Origin of the sequence: Flavobacterium saccharophilum, assembly GCF_900142735.1 — a bacterium.
In the GTDB taxonomy this organism is placed as follows: Bacteria; Bacteroidota; Bacteroidia; order Flavobacteriales; family Flavobacteriaceae; genus Flavobacterium; species Flavobacterium saccharophilum.
This window is the reverse complement of the sequence record NZ_FRBY01000002.1, coordinates 723,495-738,767: the sequence shown is the minus strand read 5'-3', so window position 1 is coordinate 738,767 and position 15,273 is coordinate 723,495. Positions and strand designations below refer to the sequence as shown.

The following is a 15,273-nucleotide window of genomic DNA, read 5'->3' as shown; positions in this document are numbered from 1 at the left end:
TTCGGCGCAAAAGATACAGCGGACAGCAGGAAACAGCTCCTAATAATAACGAGTATTAAAAGCTTTCTTGCCTAAAACAAAATTATCATTTTTTTTGAAACGAAATAGCTTTATCTTTGCCACTAATAAAAATAAATTTATGAGTTTACGTCAGTATTTAACAAGCCGGGTTTTTTTCGTGCAAATTTTAATAGCATTAGCTATTATTGCTGTTTTAGGTTATTTGTTTATGCATTGGTTGACTTTTACCACCGATCACGGACATGAAATTGCGGTTCCGAATTTAGCAAAATTGACTGAAGAACAAGTCGAAGAAAAATTGGACGAATTAGACTTAGATTACGTGCTTTTGGATAGTGTTGATTATAGAAGTGAATTCCCAAAATACAGTGTTGTTGAGCAAGATCCGTTGCCGGGAACGAAAGTAAAAGTGGGAAGAAAAATATATATTAAAATTAATTCTTCAGGATTTTCATCAGTTAAAATCCCTGATTTAATTGAGAAAACGTATCGTGAAGCGGTTCCGACTTTGAAGGCTTTAGGGCTTGAAGCGGGAACGATAACTTATATTCCGAACCTTGGAAAAGATATGGTTTTGGAGATGCGTTATAAAGGAAGAAACTTAAAAGTAGGAGACCGTGTGCTAAAAGCTTCTAAAATCGACTTGGTTTTAGGTGACGGAAAAGCAACTTATGTAGATGATAGTCAGGCAACAGACAGTTTAGCAGTGCCTGAGACAGAAACCCCAAAAGATGAACAATAATATTGAAAATTTAGATCTGGAAGACGAATTATTCGAACATTTCAGATTTGAAGTCCCTAAAGGTCAGGCGCTTTTGCGTATTGACAAATATTTAATGAATTTGATTCAGAATGCGACAAGAAATAAAATTCAGAACGCCGCTACTGAAGGAAACATTTTTGTAAATGATATTCCGGTAAAATCAAATTATAAAGTAAAACCATTTGATGTTGTAACGGTTATGTTATCGCATCCGCCATTTGAAAACCATATTCTTCCGGAAGATCTTCCGTTGAATATTGTTTATGAAGATGATGCTTTGTTATTAATCAACAAAGAACCTGGAATGGTGGTACATCCGGGTCACGGAAATTACACTGGAACTTTGGTAAATGCATTGGCACATCATTTTGATAATTTGCCAATGAACAGCAGTGAACGCCCGGGATTGGTACACCGAATTGATAAAGATACTTCAGGACTTTTAGTTGTGGCTAAAACGGAAGCGGCCATGACACATTTGGCAAAACAATTTGAAGCTAAAACTTCTGAACGCGAATATATTGCCCTTGTTTGGGGAAATGTTACTGAAGAAGAAGGAACGATTGAAGGAAACCTTGCGAGACATTTAAAAGACCGCATGCAAATGGCTGTTTTTGCTGATCCTGAAATTGGAAAGCCAGCGATTACACATTATAAGGTTTTGGAGCGTTTTGGTTATGTGACTTTGATTTCTTGTAGATTAGAGACCGGAAGAACACACCAGATTCGTGCGCATATGAAACATATTGGACATCCGTTGTTTAATGACGAACGTTACGGAGGTCATTTGATTTTGAAAGGAACTACGTTTACTAAATACAAACAGTTTATTGAGAACTGTTTCAAAGCATTGCCACGTCAGGCGTTGCATGCGAAAACACTTGGTTTTGTACATCCTAATACAGGCGAAATGATGCGTTTTGATACGGAACTGCCTCAGGATTTTCAGGATTGTATTGAGAAATGGCGTAACTATGGAAAGACGCATAGTATTGAAGACGAGGAAAATTAATTAGATAATTTGTCAATTAGAAAATTAGATAATTTCTCAATAGTTATAAAAAAAGCTCCTTTGGAGCTTTTTTTATTTGAGACTTTTAATCTTTAAATCTATTATTTTCGCTTCGCCGTTGGTTAGGAAACCTAATTTTCCTTGTGGACTCAGCTTGCTTTTTACGATGGAACATTCTAAGAAAGTTTCATTATTGACCGAAAAGTACAGTTGATTATTAGCAACTCTAATTTTGACCGCGTACCATTTGTTATTTTCTAACTTCATTGGTTTTTTGAATAAAGTTGGGCCGCCTCGTTTACCATATTCATCGCTGTTTTTACTGTAAACCCCTTGTCCAATCACGATGTTTTGATCGATTTGATACAGATACGCTCGGATGTATTTTTCTTTATCGATGTTTAACATTACCTCAAATAAAGATTCTTTAATCATGTTTACTTTAAAATCGATTTCATAATTTTTAGGGAGCTGTTTTTTAGATTCTATAACGCCCCAATGCATTGGACCTCCAATTCCGATTAAGGTATCTTTTTGCAGCAACCATTCTTTTGAATTAAAGTCCCAATCTGATTTGAATTTAGAAACTTTGGTAATTTTATATTCTTTATTTGCTGTTGAAATTGTTGTAGAACATGAAATTGCTATTAACGCTACAGCTGATACAGCTATTGATTTGATTCTCATTTGTGTGGTTTAGTTCAATTCCGAATGATATTTTATTTCTCCAATTGATCCTGTTGATGTTGGTAATAATTCAAAAACAGAAGTAGGAGCTAGGCCTGATTCGATTCGGTGCGAAACGTATAAAATACTCACGTTGGTTTCTTGTTTTATTGTATTGATTAGCTGAATAACCATATCTACATTTTCGTCGTCTAATCCTTCTACAGGTTCATCTAAAATTAATAAAGGCGGATGTTTTAAAACGGCACGAACAATTAATCCAACTCTTTGTTGGCCAATTGAAAGATCAATGAAACGTTTTTTTCTTAAATGTGTCATTTCGATTACTTCAAGCCATTGCGAAACAATTTGTTTTTGATGCGTAGTTGGTTCGATATAAAGTCCGATTGAATCGAAAAATCCGGAAAGAATCATTTCTTCCAGCGTATGTCCTTTTTGAAATAAATCGGTCATGGAAGTGGTGAAGATTCCGATTTGCTTTTTAATGTCCCAAACGCTTTCTCCAGTTCCTTTTTTTCTTCCGAATAAATATAAATCCTTGCCAAAACCTTTTGGATTATCGCCTGTAATTAAAGATAAAATAGTGCTTTTTCCGGAACCGTTTGGACCGATTAACTGCCAGAATTCACCTTGTTTGATTGTCCATGAAATATTGTCCAGAATTTTTCTATCATCGTAACTTACGGAAACATTTTTCATTTTGATTAATACACTTTCGTAAAAAGAATGTGGTTCAATCGCTTTTGGAATGGCAGCTGTATTTAAAGTTTTAAAATGATTTTCGGCTTTTGAAATGGGGTGTAATTCAAAAGAGTTGTCTTTAATCTGAGCTTTGTTTGGAACAAAAGGAAGAACATCAACAACACGATTTACGATTTGAATAATAGCAATTATGTTAGCTAAATTTTTTAAAGATTCAGCTAAGATTACTCTTGAAGCCTGATCCAAATGATCAAACGGATTATCAAAAATGATAAAATCAGGCTTTTGGTTGATGCAGTATTTTAAAAACTCTTTTTTGCGTTCTCCGGATGAAAAAGTTCGCAGTTGTCTGTGTGATTCCGGAGAAGCTTCTACCGAATCATATTGATATTCTTTTTCAATAAATTTTTCAATGGCAATGTCTGAAAACAGAATTCCTTTTTGGTTGTTAAAAACGGCTAATTCTCCTTTGGCTTCGCCGGAAAGCAATATGTCTATAAAGGCTTTTTTATTTACTAAATTTGATAAAAGGATATCCCAATGCTGCATTTCTGTATTTTAAAATAATTATTCTGTTTCTTTTGTAAACATTTCGCGATCGTTTCTAGACCATTCGCTCCAGGATCCTACGTAAAGTTTCGGAATTTCAATTCCGGCATAATCCATTGCTAATAAGGTATGGCAGGCAGTTACTCCTGAACCGCAATGTACAATTACATTCTCAGGTTTTGTACTACCTAAAAGGGTATTGTATTTTTTATTTAATTCTTCAGCGGATTTGTAGAAGCCTTCTTCATTTAAATTTTCGCTGAAAGGAACATTAATTGCACCCGGAATATGGCCGGCAATTAGATCCAGCGGTTCTGTGAGACCATCAAAACGATTTTTATCCCGAACATCGATTACAATATTTTGATTGCTATTTCGTGCTTTTTCTACTTCTTCGATATCAGCGACAGCCAGTTTCCATTCTGAAACTTTGTATTCGGTAGCATCAAAATGTTCTATTTCTAAACTTGTTGGAAAACCAGTTTTAATCGCTGCCTGCAAACCTCCATTTAAAACCTGAACTTTTTCATGACCAATTGCTCTTAACATCCACCAAAATCTTGATGCTGAATTTGATCCGTTTTTATCATCATAAATAATAACGTGACTTTTTGGAGAAATTCCGAGTTTGGAAAGTACTTCTGAAAACTTTTCTAAAGAGGGTAATGGATGTCTTCCACCATTTGCAGGATCTTCTTCAACAGTTGCCAAATCCCGATTCAAATCGACGTAACGCGCACCTTTTAAATGCTCGTTTGTATAGTTTTCTTCGGCATTGATTCCGACTCTGGCATCAATTAAAATTACGTCAGCAGAATCCTGTAATTGAAATAATTCTTCAGGATTTATTATTGGAGATAGTTTGTGTGACATTTTGAAATCATTTATTTTTTTGAATTTCCGAATAACTGCAAAGCATTCAAAATTAATTTGTTTTGATTCTCATTTTCAAAAGTATTTGAAAGTGTTTTGTTTGTTCCGTGTTCGTAATCTATGTCGTTATGACCCATGTTTACATAGAGCATCTTATATTTTATATTTGTCCAAACGACAGGGTAGTAGCCGCTATGCCAAATTTCATGTGCTTTTGGTCCGGTTCCTAGCGGGAAACTGCTTTCGTCAATTGCTACAAGTATTTTAATATTTGGGTTTTTAGTCAAATCATTGCTCCATCGATACCATTCATTGGGTTGTGATGAAAAAGTTTTAGTAAGTCCTTTTGTTATCGGATCTTTATTTTCAACTCTTAAAACTGCCGATGTTGGTCGCCACGTATTGCTTCCGTATTCGCCTGAACCTAAGAAAGTGTTATGATACCAATCCCAGTTTTGAGGATAAGAAGAATCGTTTAAAGCAAAGGCCGAAAAATGGAATCCGATAAAACCGCCGCCGTTTTTCATATATTTTTGGAAAGCTTCACGCTGACCTGACGTTTCTGGCCTTGTGTCTAAAAATAAAACTACTTTGTATTGCGCTAAAAATTTGGCATTCAGATTATCCCAATTGCTGGTTGAATCATATTCAAAATGATTTTCTTCCGCTATTTTAGGAAACCATTTATTGGCTTCATGAACAAAGCTGATATGTGCCTGATCATTTTTTGCGGTATAAAAAGCAATCACTTTAAATTTTGAATTTGCTTTTTTAGACTGAGAAAATCCTAACAAGCAAATCGAAAAAAGAGCAATCAGAATATATTTTTTGGACATGTTATCTATATTTATAAGACTAGCCAGGAATCTTTTCGATCAATATTTCGTTTTGAGCCAAGTCAAAATAAGTACAGGTCATTTCGATAATGTCAACTCTCCATTTTGCTATTCCACATTGCCCGGATTGATTACAAAAAGTCATATAATCACTCTGTCCGTCCTGATGCGCTACTAAAAATTCGATAAAACGTTCTTTATTTACCGTTGTTGAAATCGGTATTAAAGCATATTTATCATCAGAAGCGACAGTATAATTGTTTACGCCATAATATTCTGTATGTCCGTCATTGACAAATGTATCATAGCCTTTTACGCCTAGAATGATTAAGTCTTGTATGTAATTGGGGAAATCTGCTCCGCTTTTTACTTTTGCATGTGCTTCTTTAATTTGTTCTATTGTAAACATATATTTTCAGTTTTTAAGGTTAAGTTTGCCACGAATTGCACTAATTTACACTAATTTTTACTTTTGAGGACTACAATAATTCGCGTCAATTCTTGAAATTTATAGCAAAAAAAATTATTGTTTCAAAAATACGATTAATGGTTTTATAAATTGATCGAAAGATTCAATATGAGGCAAATGCCCTGTGTTTGGTACTTCGACTAATTTTGAATTCGGAATTGCTTTTTGAGTTTTTTTGCCCAATTCGGCATAGTTTCCCATTGTTTTTTTGACTTCTTCAGAAACCAGGTTTTTGCCTAGAGCTGTTTTATCTCTTGTTCCGATAATTAAAAGCGTTGGACTTTTAATATTTTTGAATTCGTATACGACAGGCTGTGTAAAAATCATATCATATAAAAGTGCCGAATTCCAGGCAACGCGATCATAATTGGGGGCTGAAGTCCAACCAGCGCTAAGTTCAGCCCATTTTTGGAAATCGGCATTCCATTTTCCATCATAATAATTGGCCATCTGGTACTTTTTGATGGCTTCGTAATTTTGTTTTAATTCTGATTCATACCACCAATCAACAGGTTTGTAAGGAACAACTAATTTCCAGTCTTCTAAACCAATCGGATTTTCCAGAATTAATTTCTCGGTAGTTTCAGGATACATTAATGCGAATCTTGTCGCCAGCATCCCGCCCATAGAATGTCCTAGAATCGCTGTTTTTTCAATTCCCAAATGAGCTAATAATTGTTTAGTATTCTCAGCCAATTGCTGAAATGTATATTGAAAATTATCTGGTTTGGAAGATTTTCCAAAACCAATCTGATCCGGAACGATGACACGAAAACCTTCTTTAGTCAAAGCTTTAATAGTAGTTTCCCAGTTGGCTCCGTTGAAGTTTTTACCATGAAGGAGTACAATATTTTTTTTATTATAATTCTCAGGAATTATATCCATATAAGCCATTTTCAAAGATTGGCGTTGGTTGCTTAGTTCTATAAATTTTACTGGAAAAGGATATTCGTAATTGGTTAAGTTAATGTCTAAAGACTTAATGTTTCCTTCCTGAGAAAAACAAACAATAGGGAAAAGCACTAAGAGCAGTTTTATAATTTTCATTTTAGGACTGATTTAGGATTAAGAACTATAAAATTACCGTTAACCATTTTGAAAAGCAAAAATTAAAGTCTTAAAGTTATCAGAAAAGTGAGACAGAAAATGATTTTAACAACACTGTTTCTTTTAAAATTTAACTACATGTAAGAAGTTAGTTGTTAAAATATTACACTTAATCGAGTAATATGGTTATTTGAAGAACTTCTTTTATTAACAAGAAAAATAGATGTAAATTAGAGTAAGAATGTTGTCAGCTAAACTTGGTATTATGAAAAAAACAATACTATTACTCTTGCTCACAGTCCCCACATTTGCCCAGGAAATCAACACATTTGATTTCGCCGTTATAAACTCTACATTAATATCTGCAAATATCGATCTCGATAAGGGCCGAAGCGTTGTCGCGGCCAATGAAGATCAATATTCGGCCTATTTCCAGTATGCATTTAATATGTGTGATGACGATATTATTTTTGGTGCCGGAATCGATAAGTCAGAAATTGACCGAACCTATATTGGTTATATCGGAAAAATTTGTGGCAAATTTAGGGCTACAATTGGTCTTGGCTATATGGAATCGAGAAGCGGTTATGATGGAACGTTTACCGGTTTTAGTGTTTCGTGGCATTTTTCTGAAAACACTTATATTGGTGGTAACCTAGAAAATCTGCATTCTACCAGTGTCGATTACGAAACCGATGAAAGCTTCGATTACTATAAAAAACTAGTTCCGAAGGTTTTTGGAAGTTATGAAGTTATTCCCAACGTTATTGTTTTCGGACAATTGAGCAGCAGGGTAAATGATATTGCTTTGAAATATCAGGTTCGTCGTTTTTCAGCAGGTGGATTTTATTCCGGACATGGGGTAGAAGGTATCTTTGGAACCGTTAACTTGGGCCGATTTGCAATTTCCTGCAGTACAACTTTTGATAAAGTGAATTTTGGATTGAAATTTCAGTAAAATGTCAGGCCACGGATTTGACAGATTAAACGGATTGTCGCGGATTTTTTCTTTTTTGCCTATTTTGCGGATTCTTCAGCGCTTGTTTTATCTTTCTTTAATGTGACAACTCGCTGAGGATACGGAATATCTATGTTTGCTTCGTCAAAACGTTTTTTAATGCTTTGGAGTAAGTCGCAATACATTACAAAACCTTCTGTCGAATTTTTTGCCCACGCCCATGCTTTTAAGGTTACACTTGAATCGGCTAATGCAACAACGCGCGCTACAACCAATGGCATTTTTTGCTTTTTAGTTTCAGCAGTTCTGGTATCAATAAAAAGAGGATGTTTAGCAATTTCGTCCTTCATGATTTCTAATGCCTTCTCAACATCAGAATCATAACCAATTCCAATTTCTATTATTTTACAGCATTTTGTGTCGTGCATATTAGTGTTGACAATAATCTGATTGCTGATCACCGCATTCGGAATAATGATTCGGTTGTTTTCAGCATCTTTAAGAACGACTTGTCTTAAATTAATATCTTCAACCGTGCCCACAAAATTATTGATCGTGATTTTATCATTGATTCTGAAAGGTTTAAAAATGACAAGAAAAATACCGCTGACGATATTACTTAAAGCTTGTTGAGAAGCCAAACCAGCAACTAAAGAAATCATTCCGGCACCGGCCAAAACCGAATGACCAATAATTTTAAACTCCGGAATTTGTATTAGTGCAAAAGCAAATCCAAGAATATAAATTACCGTTATAATTAAATGTTTTAAAAACTTGAATCCGGTCGCATCATAATCTTTATTGGCCTGTTTGCGATACAGAAAATAGCGAAGCACTTTATCAGTTATCGCTCCAAGAATAATTGTAGTGATCGCAATAATGGCAATGAAAATTCCTATTCTAAAGTCTTTTAAGTAATCAATCATAATTTTTGATTTAAGAAAAAAATCCAAAAAACACATTTAATAAATGTTTTTTGGATTTGATAAAGTTATGAAAAATGAAGATTGTTTTTATAAACCAATAAAATCATCACTTTTTGGGAAAATACTTAAAGCTTCAATAGCGATTTCCGGAGTAGGAGAAGCCAATTTACGAAGTTTTGTATCCATCCAGGCGCCATCAACGGTAATGGTAGCGCAAAGTGTATCATCTTCTCTTCTAAATTCATGAATGATAGACCAACGCGAAGCATCGGCTTTCATTTTTGATGTTTTGGTATGAATAAATATTTTGTCTGAAAGTTTTAGTTCTTTTCTAAAAACACATTCTTCTCTAAATAAAACCGGACCAAAACCCTGGGTTTGCATTACTCTTAAGGTTAAACCAAGTTCTTCAAGAATTTCAATACGATGTTGTGCGCCAAAATCGTAATAAGCACTATGACGAACGTGGAAATTAGGGTCAAGATCAGACCAGCGAAAAGAAATTTCTTTAATAAATGAAGCCATTTTTATTGTATTTTAATTTTTATTACGATTGTTTTTAAAAGAACTTAGTCTTTAAAATAGCAATCCTTTTTGGAAAATCGAAATTACGAATAAAAATGTAAAACAGGTTAAAAAACTATAAATATTATGCATGCATATAAAATTACATTCTGAAAAATGAAGTTATTTAATCGAATTGATGTTTTTGATTATTGTCGCCTTATCCGCCGGAGAATTAGTAATTTGAAATGCCTTTTCGAAATTTTCTATGGCTTTTTTATTGTCAATATCAGTATAAAGATTTCCTAATAACGAATAATAAAAAGGATTTTGAGTAAGATTTAGTTTTTCGGCTTCAATAATAGCTTCCTTTTTTCCATTTGTTTTGGCTAGAGCAAAAGTTCTGTTCAAAGCAGCAATAGGCGAATATTCTAAAAAGAGCAAATGATTATAAAGTTGCAGGATATTTTGCCATTTTTCAGGAGTATCTTCTTTCTGCGTATGCCAATACGCGATGCTGGCTTCAAGATGGTATTTTGAAAGTGTATTTCCGGTGGATGCCTGACCGAGATAATATTGACCTTTTTCGATTAATTCCTGATTCCACAATGTTTCGTCCTGGTCTTGATATAAGATCGTTTCACCATTTTCGTTTGTTCTGGCATCAAATCTTGAACTATGAAAGCACATTAGGGAAAGTAAGGCGTTTGCAGCCGGAAGATTAGTTGTTGGATTTTCAATTAGTAAAAAAGTTAATCGCATAGCTTCTGCACAAAGATCTTTTCGGAGAATTGTGTTTTGCGAAGTCGAATAATAACCTTCAGAAAATAATAAATACAAGGTCGTTAAAACCGTTTCCAGACGATCAGTGATTTCAGAAATGGTCGGTTGTTCAATTTTAATATTAGCTTCTTTGAGCTTTTCTTTGGCGCGATTGATTCTTTTGTAAATGACTTCTTTATTGGTTAAAAAGCCATCTGCTATTTCCTGAATTCCGAATCCGCATAATAAATTTAAAGCCAGAGCAATTTGTGCTTCAGCTGAATTTACCGGATTGCAAACCGTAAAAATCATAGCCAGCTGACTGTCGTTTATATTTTTGTTGGATAAATCAATTTCAATTTCTTCTGATTTATTTGCTGTGTGTTTTATTTCAACAGAAAGTTTTTGTTCGAAAAGAGCATTTCTTTTCAGATAATTTTTGGTTTTGTTTTTAGCCACAGTATAAAGCCAGGCCGTCGGGTTATCAGGAATACCTTTTATGCTCCAGGTTTCGGTTGCGGCAAGGAAAGTATCACTTGTAATGTCTTCGGCAATTTCGATATTATCGATTCCAAACAAATAACAGAGTACCGAAACTATTTTTCGATACTCTGTTCTGAATAAATTGGGTAAAAGTTGACTTTCTTCCATAATTTAAATGCAATCAGGAAATAAAATTAAAAATTAATAGGTTGCTGTAACCGCCATGCGTATTTCAACGTTGCCGCCTAAACCTAGTATTGGGCATCCGTTTGCAATCGCAACGGCTTCGTTGTAATCAGCTGCTTTTATCATTATTAATCCGCCAATCGACTCTTTGATTTCAACGTAAGGGCCATTGATGACGCTCTTATTTTTAGTTACAATTTTTCCTTCGCTATCCCAACGCTGCAAAGGTTTTGCCAGTTTGTCCTGCGCCGCAATTCCGCCCAGCCAGTCCTGCCATAATTTTAATGAATCCTGCAATTCCTGTGGTGAAGGCTGGGTTTCTTTAGTGCTAAAATCTCTGCGAAATATTAATACAAATTCGTTCATACTATTATTTTTTTGATGTTGTAAATCAGTTTTCCTTTTAGTTTTTACTTAACCGAATTGTCCCACTTTGTAAGTTCCGGGTTCATTAGGAAAAGCAAGATTAATACGGTTCCAGGTATTAATGTTTGTGATAGCTAAAGTTAAATCAATTAATTCTTGTTCTGAAAATTCTTTTGCCGTTTCGTTGTAAACAGAATCGTTTACCTCACATTTAGTTAAAGCTTCTGCCCAGGCAAATGCAGCTCTTTCGCGGTTAGTGTAATATCCTGCTTCTCTCCAGGCACTTAATCCGTATAATCTTTGTTCTGTTTCGCCTTTGTCACGCGCGTCTTTGTAATGCATGTCAAGACAATAAGCACATTGATTGATTTGAGAAACTCTAAAAAGAACTAATTCGATAAGGGATTGCTCTAGAGGAGATTTTTTCAAATATCCGCCAATTGGATAAAGGGTTTTTAATGCATTTTGTCCTTTTTCGTGAATGTTGATTCGATTTTCCATTTTGTTTAAATTTTATATTTATAAATGTTGTTATAATGGAATAACAATCGAACTTTCAGAATTGGACAAATTATTTTATTTTTTTTTAGTTGTTTTTTTCGTCTTAGTTCGAATAGCTTATTTAGTTAAAAAAGATTCTGGTTTTAATTGGAATAAATCTTCTTTTGAAAACGAATGCCCTAGCCCCGATAGAGGCGGTATCCTTTTTTGAAGCGATTTTTCTTCGCTTTAAAAAAGATATAGCCGAAAGCGGGAAACAGCTCCTAAAATAACAACAAAAGCTCTTGATAATGACACGTAAAGTACTGATATGCCACGTCTGTCAGGTTTTAAAAATGTCATGTTGTCAGATGATTTTTAATGTGCCGACATGAAAACTGACAATTTACTTTGGTTTTTTATATTGGCACAAAGATTGACTTATGCCACCTGAGTTATAAAATGTATATCAAAATTAAATATATAAAAAATGGGTAAAATAATCGGAATTGACTTAGGTACGACGAACTCTTGTGTTTCTGTAATGGAAGGTAACGAAGCAGTTGTTATTCCTAACGCAGAAGGAAAAAGAACAACTCCATCTATCATCGCTTTTGTTGAAGGTGGCGAAATTAAAGTAGGTGATCCTGCAAAAAGACAAGCAGTAACTAATCCAACAAAGACTATTGCTTCTATCAAACGTTTTATGGGACATTCTTTTGCTGAAATCACTGAGGAAGCAAAAAGAGTACCTTATTCAGTAGTAAAAGGTGACAACAATACTCCACGTGTGGATATTGACGGTCGTTTATATACTGCTCAGGAATTGTCAGCTATGACACTTCAAAAAATGAAAAAAACTGCTGAAGACTATTTAGGTCAAACTGTAACTGAAGCAGTTATTACTGTTCCTGCTTACTTTAACGATGCACAACGTCAAGCTACTAAAGAAGCTGGTGAAATTGCTGGTCTTAAAGTTATGCGTATCATCAACGAGCCAACTGCTGCTGCACTTGCTTACGGATTAGATAAAAAAGGAACTGATCAAAAAATTGCTGTTTACGATTTAGGTGGAGGTACTTTTGATATCTCTGTTCTTGAATTAGGAGACGGAGTTTTCGAAGTATTGTCTACTGATGGAGACACTCACTTAGGAGGAGATGATTTTGACCATACTATTATTGACTGGTTAGCTGACGAATTTAAAGCTGAAGAAGGTATCGATTTGCGTCTTGACCCAATGTCATTGCAACGTATCAAAGAAGCTGCTGAGAAAGCAAAAATTGAATTGTCATCTTCTGCAGAAACTGAAATCAACTTACCTTACGTAACTGCTACAGCTTCTGGACCAAAACACTTAGTTAAAAAATTAACTAGAGCTCAATTTGAAAAATTAACTGATTCATTAGTAAAACGTTCTATGGCACCAGTTGCTAAAGCGTTGAAAAATGCTGGTTTATCTGTTTCTGACATTGACGAAGTTATCTTGGTTGGAGGTTCTACTCGTATCCCAAGAATTGTTGAAGAAGTTGAAAAATTCTTTGGTAAAAAAGCGTCTAAAGGAGTTAATCCTGATGAAGTTGTTGCAATTGGAGCAGCTATTCAAGGTGGAGTTTTATCTGGAGATGTAAAAGATGTATTGTTACTTGACGTTACGCCTTTATCTTTAGGTATCGAAACTATGGGTGGTGTTATGACTATATTAATTGAGGCTAACACAACTATTCCAACTAAAAAATCTCAAGTTTTCTCTACTGCTTCTGATTCTCAACCATCTGTTGAACTACACGTTCTACAAGGAGCTAGAGCAATGGCTGTAGATAATAAAACTATCGGTCGTTTCCACTTAGACGGTATTCCACCAGCACCAAGAGGAGTTCCTCAAATCGAAGTTGCTTTTGATATTGATGCTAATGGTATCATCAAAGTAACTGCTACTGATAAAGGAACTGGTAAATCTCACGATATTCGTATCGAAGCTTCTTCTGGATTAACTTCTGAAGAAATCGAAAGAATGAAACAAGATGCTGAAGCTAACGCTGAATCTGACAAAATTGCAAGAGAAAGAGCTGAAAAAATAAATGAAGCTGACAGTACTATCTTTCAAACTGAAACTCAATTGAAAGAGTTAGGGGATAAGATTGCTGACGATCACAAAACTGCAATCGAGTTTGCTTTGACTGAATTAAGATTTGCTCACCAATCTCAAGATCTTGAGGCTATCCAAAAAGGATTAGACAACGTGAACGCTGCATGGAAAACTGCAACTGAAGCTATGTATGCTCAAGGTGATCAAGGTCAACAAGCAGCTCCACAACAAGAGCAATCGCAAGGTGACAATGTTGAAGACGTTGAATTCGAAGAAGTCAAATAATTCTTCTTTCATAATAATAAAAACCGGACTAGGAATAGTCCGGTTTTTTTATGGTTTAAATTTTCGATATCTTTCAGGAAGTTAGCAATGACAGGTCTTCACTATTTATATATCTTCACAAAATGACATTTGTCATTTCGCGTTCGAAATCTTTTTTGTAATATTACTATATAAATCATTTTGAATGAGAAAGATAAAATACAAAAAAGGACGTAAACTGCAACATACTAGTTTAGAGTATACTGGATCTCATAAAGATCACGAAACTGAAATGCAGCTTTTTGTATATAACGATGCTGATGTTATCGAATATGAAAAATTTACCGTTTTTGCCTTAAATACCTGCATAGATTACACTAAAAATAATTGGCTGAATATTCATGGATTAAATAATCTCGAATTAATTAAGACGATTGGAACACATTTTAAGCTTGATGATTTTTTATTAGCAGATATATTAAACACTACCAAAAGAACGAAATTAGAAGAACAACAAGATGTTTTGTTTTTTAATATCAAATCGCTTTTGCCTTCTGAATATTCAGATGGTCTTAAAGTAGAACAGCTGAGTTTTATTTTGAAAGATGGAATTTTGATTTCATTTCAGGAAAAACGAAGCGATTTCTTCACTCACATACGGGAACGTTTACGCACGCATGCTGGAATCGTACGAACCAAAAAAGTAGATTATTTACTGTATTTATTGTTAGATGCAGTAATGGAAAATTTTTACATTACGATTGAAGACGAGGAAGAGAATATTGAAGAATTAATTGATCTGACTAAAAAAGGTGCTGATCCGGTTATTTTGGAGAAGATTGAAAATCACCGCGATAATTTTAATTTTTTAAAACGTTCTATCATACCCTTACGTGATTCATTGTATTATTTGAAAACTATAAGAGATGACGAAACGAACGATCTGATTCAAAAAGAAACGTTTAACTTTTTCATCAGATTGCATCAAAAGAGTTTAGAGCTTTTAGAACAAATTGATTCGGATATGAGTTCATTAGAAAGTGCTTCTAATTTTTATTTTTCGGAACAAAGCCGAAAAATGAATGAAATTATGAAGACACTAACGATTATTTCGGCCATTTTTATTCCGCTTACTTTTATTGTTGGGGTATACGGAATGAATTTCGAATATATGCCGGAGCTTAAAGAAAGAAACGGGTATTTTATGGTCATGGGAGCCATGTTTTTATTGGTGATAGCCTTGATTATCTATTTCAAAAAAAGACGTTGGTTTTAATGTTTATTAATTATTATTTC

16 protein-coding genes are annotated in these 15,273 nt (G+C 34.3%); 5 read left to right on the top strand and 11 right to left on the bottom strand.

Translation table 11 applies throughout. The features are described 5' to 3' along the window. The first annotated feature begins 139 nt into the window (after window positions 1-139). Complete coding sequence (locus BUA98_RS08640) at window positions 140-763, top strand: PASTA domain-containing protein (RefSeq protein WP_072971190.1); 624 nt, start codon at window positions 140-142, stop codon at window positions 761-763. Then, the gene (locus tag BUA98_RS08635) at window positions 753-1,796 is read left to right on the top strand and encodes an RluA family pseudouridine synthase (RefSeq protein ID WP_072971189.1); all 1,044 of its coding nucleotides are present in this window, start codon (window positions 753-755) and stop codon (window positions 1,794-1,796) included. The genes BUA98_RS08640 and BUA98_RS08635 overlap by 11 nt, the downstream gene beginning before the upstream one ends. Before the next feature lie 72 nt (window positions 1,797-1,868). Here BUA98_RS08635 and BUA98_RS08630 read toward each other — a convergent pair whose 3' ends face one another. The 6 genes from BUA98_RS08630 to BUA98_RS08605 all read right to left on the bottom strand — a co-directional run bounded on the left by BUA98_RS08630 (window position 1,869) and on the right by BUA98_RS08605 (window position 6,959). Further along, window positions 1,869-2,483: a hypothetical protein gene (locus BUA98_RS08630; RefSeq protein WP_072971188.1), complete on the bottom strand. Its 615-nt coding sequence runs from the start codon at window positions 2,481-2,483 to the stop codon at window positions 1,869-1,871. Window positions 2,484-2,492: 9 nt separating this feature from the next. Beyond that, complete coding sequence (locus tag BUA98_RS08625) at window positions 2,493-3,734, bottom strand: ATP-binding cassette domain-containing protein (RefSeq protein ID WP_072971187.1); 1,242 nt, start codon at window positions 3,732-3,734, stop codon at window positions 2,493-2,495. A gap of 18 nt (window positions 3,735-3,752) precedes the next feature. Continuing rightward, window positions 3,753-4,607: a sulfurtransferase gene (locus BUA98_RS08620; protein ID WP_072971186.1), complete on the bottom strand. Its 855-nt coding sequence runs from the start codon at window positions 4,605-4,607 to the stop codon at window positions 3,753-3,755. Window positions 4,608-4,618: 11 nt separating this feature from the next. Further along, window positions 4,619-5,443 (bottom strand): ThuA domain-containing protein, encoded by an 825-nt coding sequence (locus BUA98_RS08615; RefSeq protein WP_072971185.1) that lies wholly within the window; start codon window positions 5,441-5,443, stop codon window positions 4,619-4,621. A 19-nt stretch (window positions 5,444-5,462) separates the two neighbouring features. Then, the gene (locus tag BUA98_RS08610; protein ID WP_026982229.1) at window positions 5,463-5,852 is read right to left on the bottom strand and encodes a DUF1398 domain-containing protein; all 390 of its coding nucleotides are present in this window, start codon (window positions 5,850-5,852) and stop codon (window positions 5,463-5,465) included. Between the two features lie 114 nt (window positions 5,853-5,966). Next, window positions 5,967-6,959 carry an alpha/beta fold hydrolase gene (locus BUA98_RS08605; RefSeq protein WP_072971184.1) on the bottom strand — a complete coding sequence of 331 codons (993 nt, stop codon included), beginning with the start codon at window positions 6,957-6,959 and terminating at the stop codon, window positions 5,967-5,969. Window positions 6,960-7,224: 265 nt separating this feature from the next. On the opposite strand from BUA98_RS08605, the gene BUA98_RS08600 reads away from it, so the two are divergent. Continuing rightward, window positions 7,225-7,917 (top strand): hypothetical protein, encoded by a 693-nt coding sequence (locus BUA98_RS08600; RefSeq protein ID WP_072971889.1) that lies wholly within the window; start codon window positions 7,225-7,227, stop codon window positions 7,915-7,917. Between the two features lie 59 nt (window positions 7,918-7,976). Here the strand turns inward: BUA98_RS08600 and BUA98_RS08595 are convergent, their stop codons facing one another. From BUA98_RS08595 to BUA98_RS08575, 5 genes are all read right to left on the bottom strand, one after another. Continuing rightward, window positions 7,977-8,843, bottom strand: a complete 867-nt coding sequence (locus BUA98_RS08595; protein WP_072971886.1) for a mechanosensitive ion channel family protein — start codon at window positions 8,841-8,843, stop codon at window positions 7,977-7,979. Window positions 8,844-8,930: 87 nt separating this feature from the next. Next, a complete protein-coding gene (locus BUA98_RS08590; protein WP_072971183.1) occupies window positions 8,931-9,368 on the bottom strand; it encodes an acyl-CoA thioesterase in 438 nt (145 codons plus the stop codon). Window positions 9,369-9,530: 162 nt separating this feature from the next. Further along, window positions 9,531-10,760 (bottom strand): RNA polymerase sigma factor, encoded by a 1,230-nt coding sequence (locus tag BUA98_RS08585; RefSeq protein ID WP_072971182.1) that lies wholly within the window; start codon window positions 10,758-10,760, stop codon window positions 9,531-9,533. Between the two features lie 33 nt (window positions 10,761-10,793). After that, complete coding sequence (locus BUA98_RS08580; protein WP_072971181.1) at window positions 10,794-11,144, bottom strand: YciI family protein; 351 nt, start codon at window positions 11,142-11,144, stop codon at window positions 10,794-10,796. A gap of 48 nt (window positions 11,145-11,192) precedes the next feature. Beyond that, window positions 11,193-11,645, bottom strand: coding sequence for a carboxymuconolactone decarboxylase family protein (locus BUA98_RS08575; RefSeq protein ID WP_072971180.1), 453 nt, complete (start codon window positions 11,643-11,645; stop codon window positions 11,193-11,195). A gap of 469 nt (window positions 11,646-12,114) precedes the next feature. Here BUA98_RS08575 and dnaK point away from each other — a divergent pair, with 469 nt between their 5' ends. Together dnaK and corA are read left to right on the top strand one after the other, a co-directional pair. Next, entirely contained in the window at window positions 12,115-13,998 is a 1,884-nt protein-coding gene (dnaK, locus tag BUA98_RS08565) for a molecular chaperone DnaK (RefSeq protein ID WP_026982239.1), read from the top strand. A 184-nt stretch (window positions 13,999-14,182) separates the two neighbouring features. Continuing rightward, window positions 14,183-15,253, top strand: coding sequence for a magnesium/cobalt transporter CorA (gene corA, locus BUA98_RS08560; RefSeq protein ID WP_072971178.1), 1,071 nt, complete (start codon window positions 14,183-14,185; stop codon window positions 15,251-15,253). Window positions 15,254-15,273: the final 20 nt, after the last annotated feature.

Bases quoted from the DNA above. Each gene is read 5' to 3' on its own strand.
- BUA98_RS08640 (WP_072971190.1), top strand. From the start codon at position 140: ATGAGTTTACGTCAGTATTTAACAAGCCGGGTTTTTTTCGTGCAAATT.
- BUA98_RS08635 (WP_072971189.1), top strand. From the start codon at position 753: ATGAACAATAATATTGAAAATTTAGATCTGGAAGACGAATTATTCGAA.
- BUA98_RS08630 (WP_072971188.1), bottom strand. From the start codon at position 2,483: ATGAGAATCAAATCAATAGCTGTATCAGCTGTAGCGTTAATAGCAATT.
- BUA98_RS08625 (WP_072971187.1), bottom strand. From the start codon at position 3,734: ATGCAGCATTGGGATATCCTTTTATCAAATTTAGTAAATAAAAAAGCC.
- BUA98_RS08620 (WP_072971186.1), bottom strand. From the start codon at position 4,607: ATGTCACACAAACTATCTCCAATAATAAATCCTGAAGAATTATTTCAA.
- BUA98_RS08615 (WP_072971185.1), bottom strand. From the start codon at position 5,443: ATGTCCAAAAAATATATTCTGATTGCTCTTTTTTCGATTTGCTTGTTA.
- BUA98_RS08610 (WP_026982229.1), bottom strand. From the start codon at position 5,852: ATGTTTACAATAGAACAAATTAAAGAAGCACATGCAAAAGTAAAAAGC.
- BUA98_RS08605 (WP_072971184.1), bottom strand. From the start codon at position 6,959: ATGAAAATTATAAAACTGCTCTTAGTGCTTTTCCCTATTGTTTGTTTT.
- BUA98_RS08600 (WP_072971889.1), top strand. From the start codon at position 7,225: ATGAAAAAAACAATACTATTACTCTTGCTCACAGTCCCCACATTTGCC.
- BUA98_RS08595 (WP_072971886.1), bottom strand. From the start codon at position 8,843: ATGATTGATTACTTAAAAGACTTTAGAATAGGAATTTTCATTGCCATT.
- BUA98_RS08590 (WP_072971183.1), bottom strand. From the start codon at position 9,368: ATGGCTTCATTTATTAAAGAAATTTCTTTTCGCTGGTCTGATCTTGAC.
- BUA98_RS08585 (WP_072971182.1), bottom strand. From the start codon at position 10,760: ATGGAAGAAAGTCAACTTTTACCCAATTTATTCAGAACAGAGTATCGA.
- BUA98_RS08580 (WP_072971181.1), bottom strand. From the start codon at position 11,144: ATGAACGAATTTGTATTAATATTTCGCAGAGATTTTAGCACTAAAGAA.
- BUA98_RS08575 (WP_072971180.1), bottom strand. From the start codon at position 11,645: ATGGAAAATCGAATCAACATTCACGAAAAAGGACAAAATGCATTAAAA.
- dnaK (WP_026982239.1), top strand. From the start codon at position 12,115: ATGGGTAAAATAATCGGAATTGACTTAGGTACGACGAACTCTTGTGTT.
- corA (WP_072971178.1), top strand. From the start codon at position 14,183: ATGAGAAAGATAAAATACAAAAAAGGACGTAAACTGCAACATACTAGT.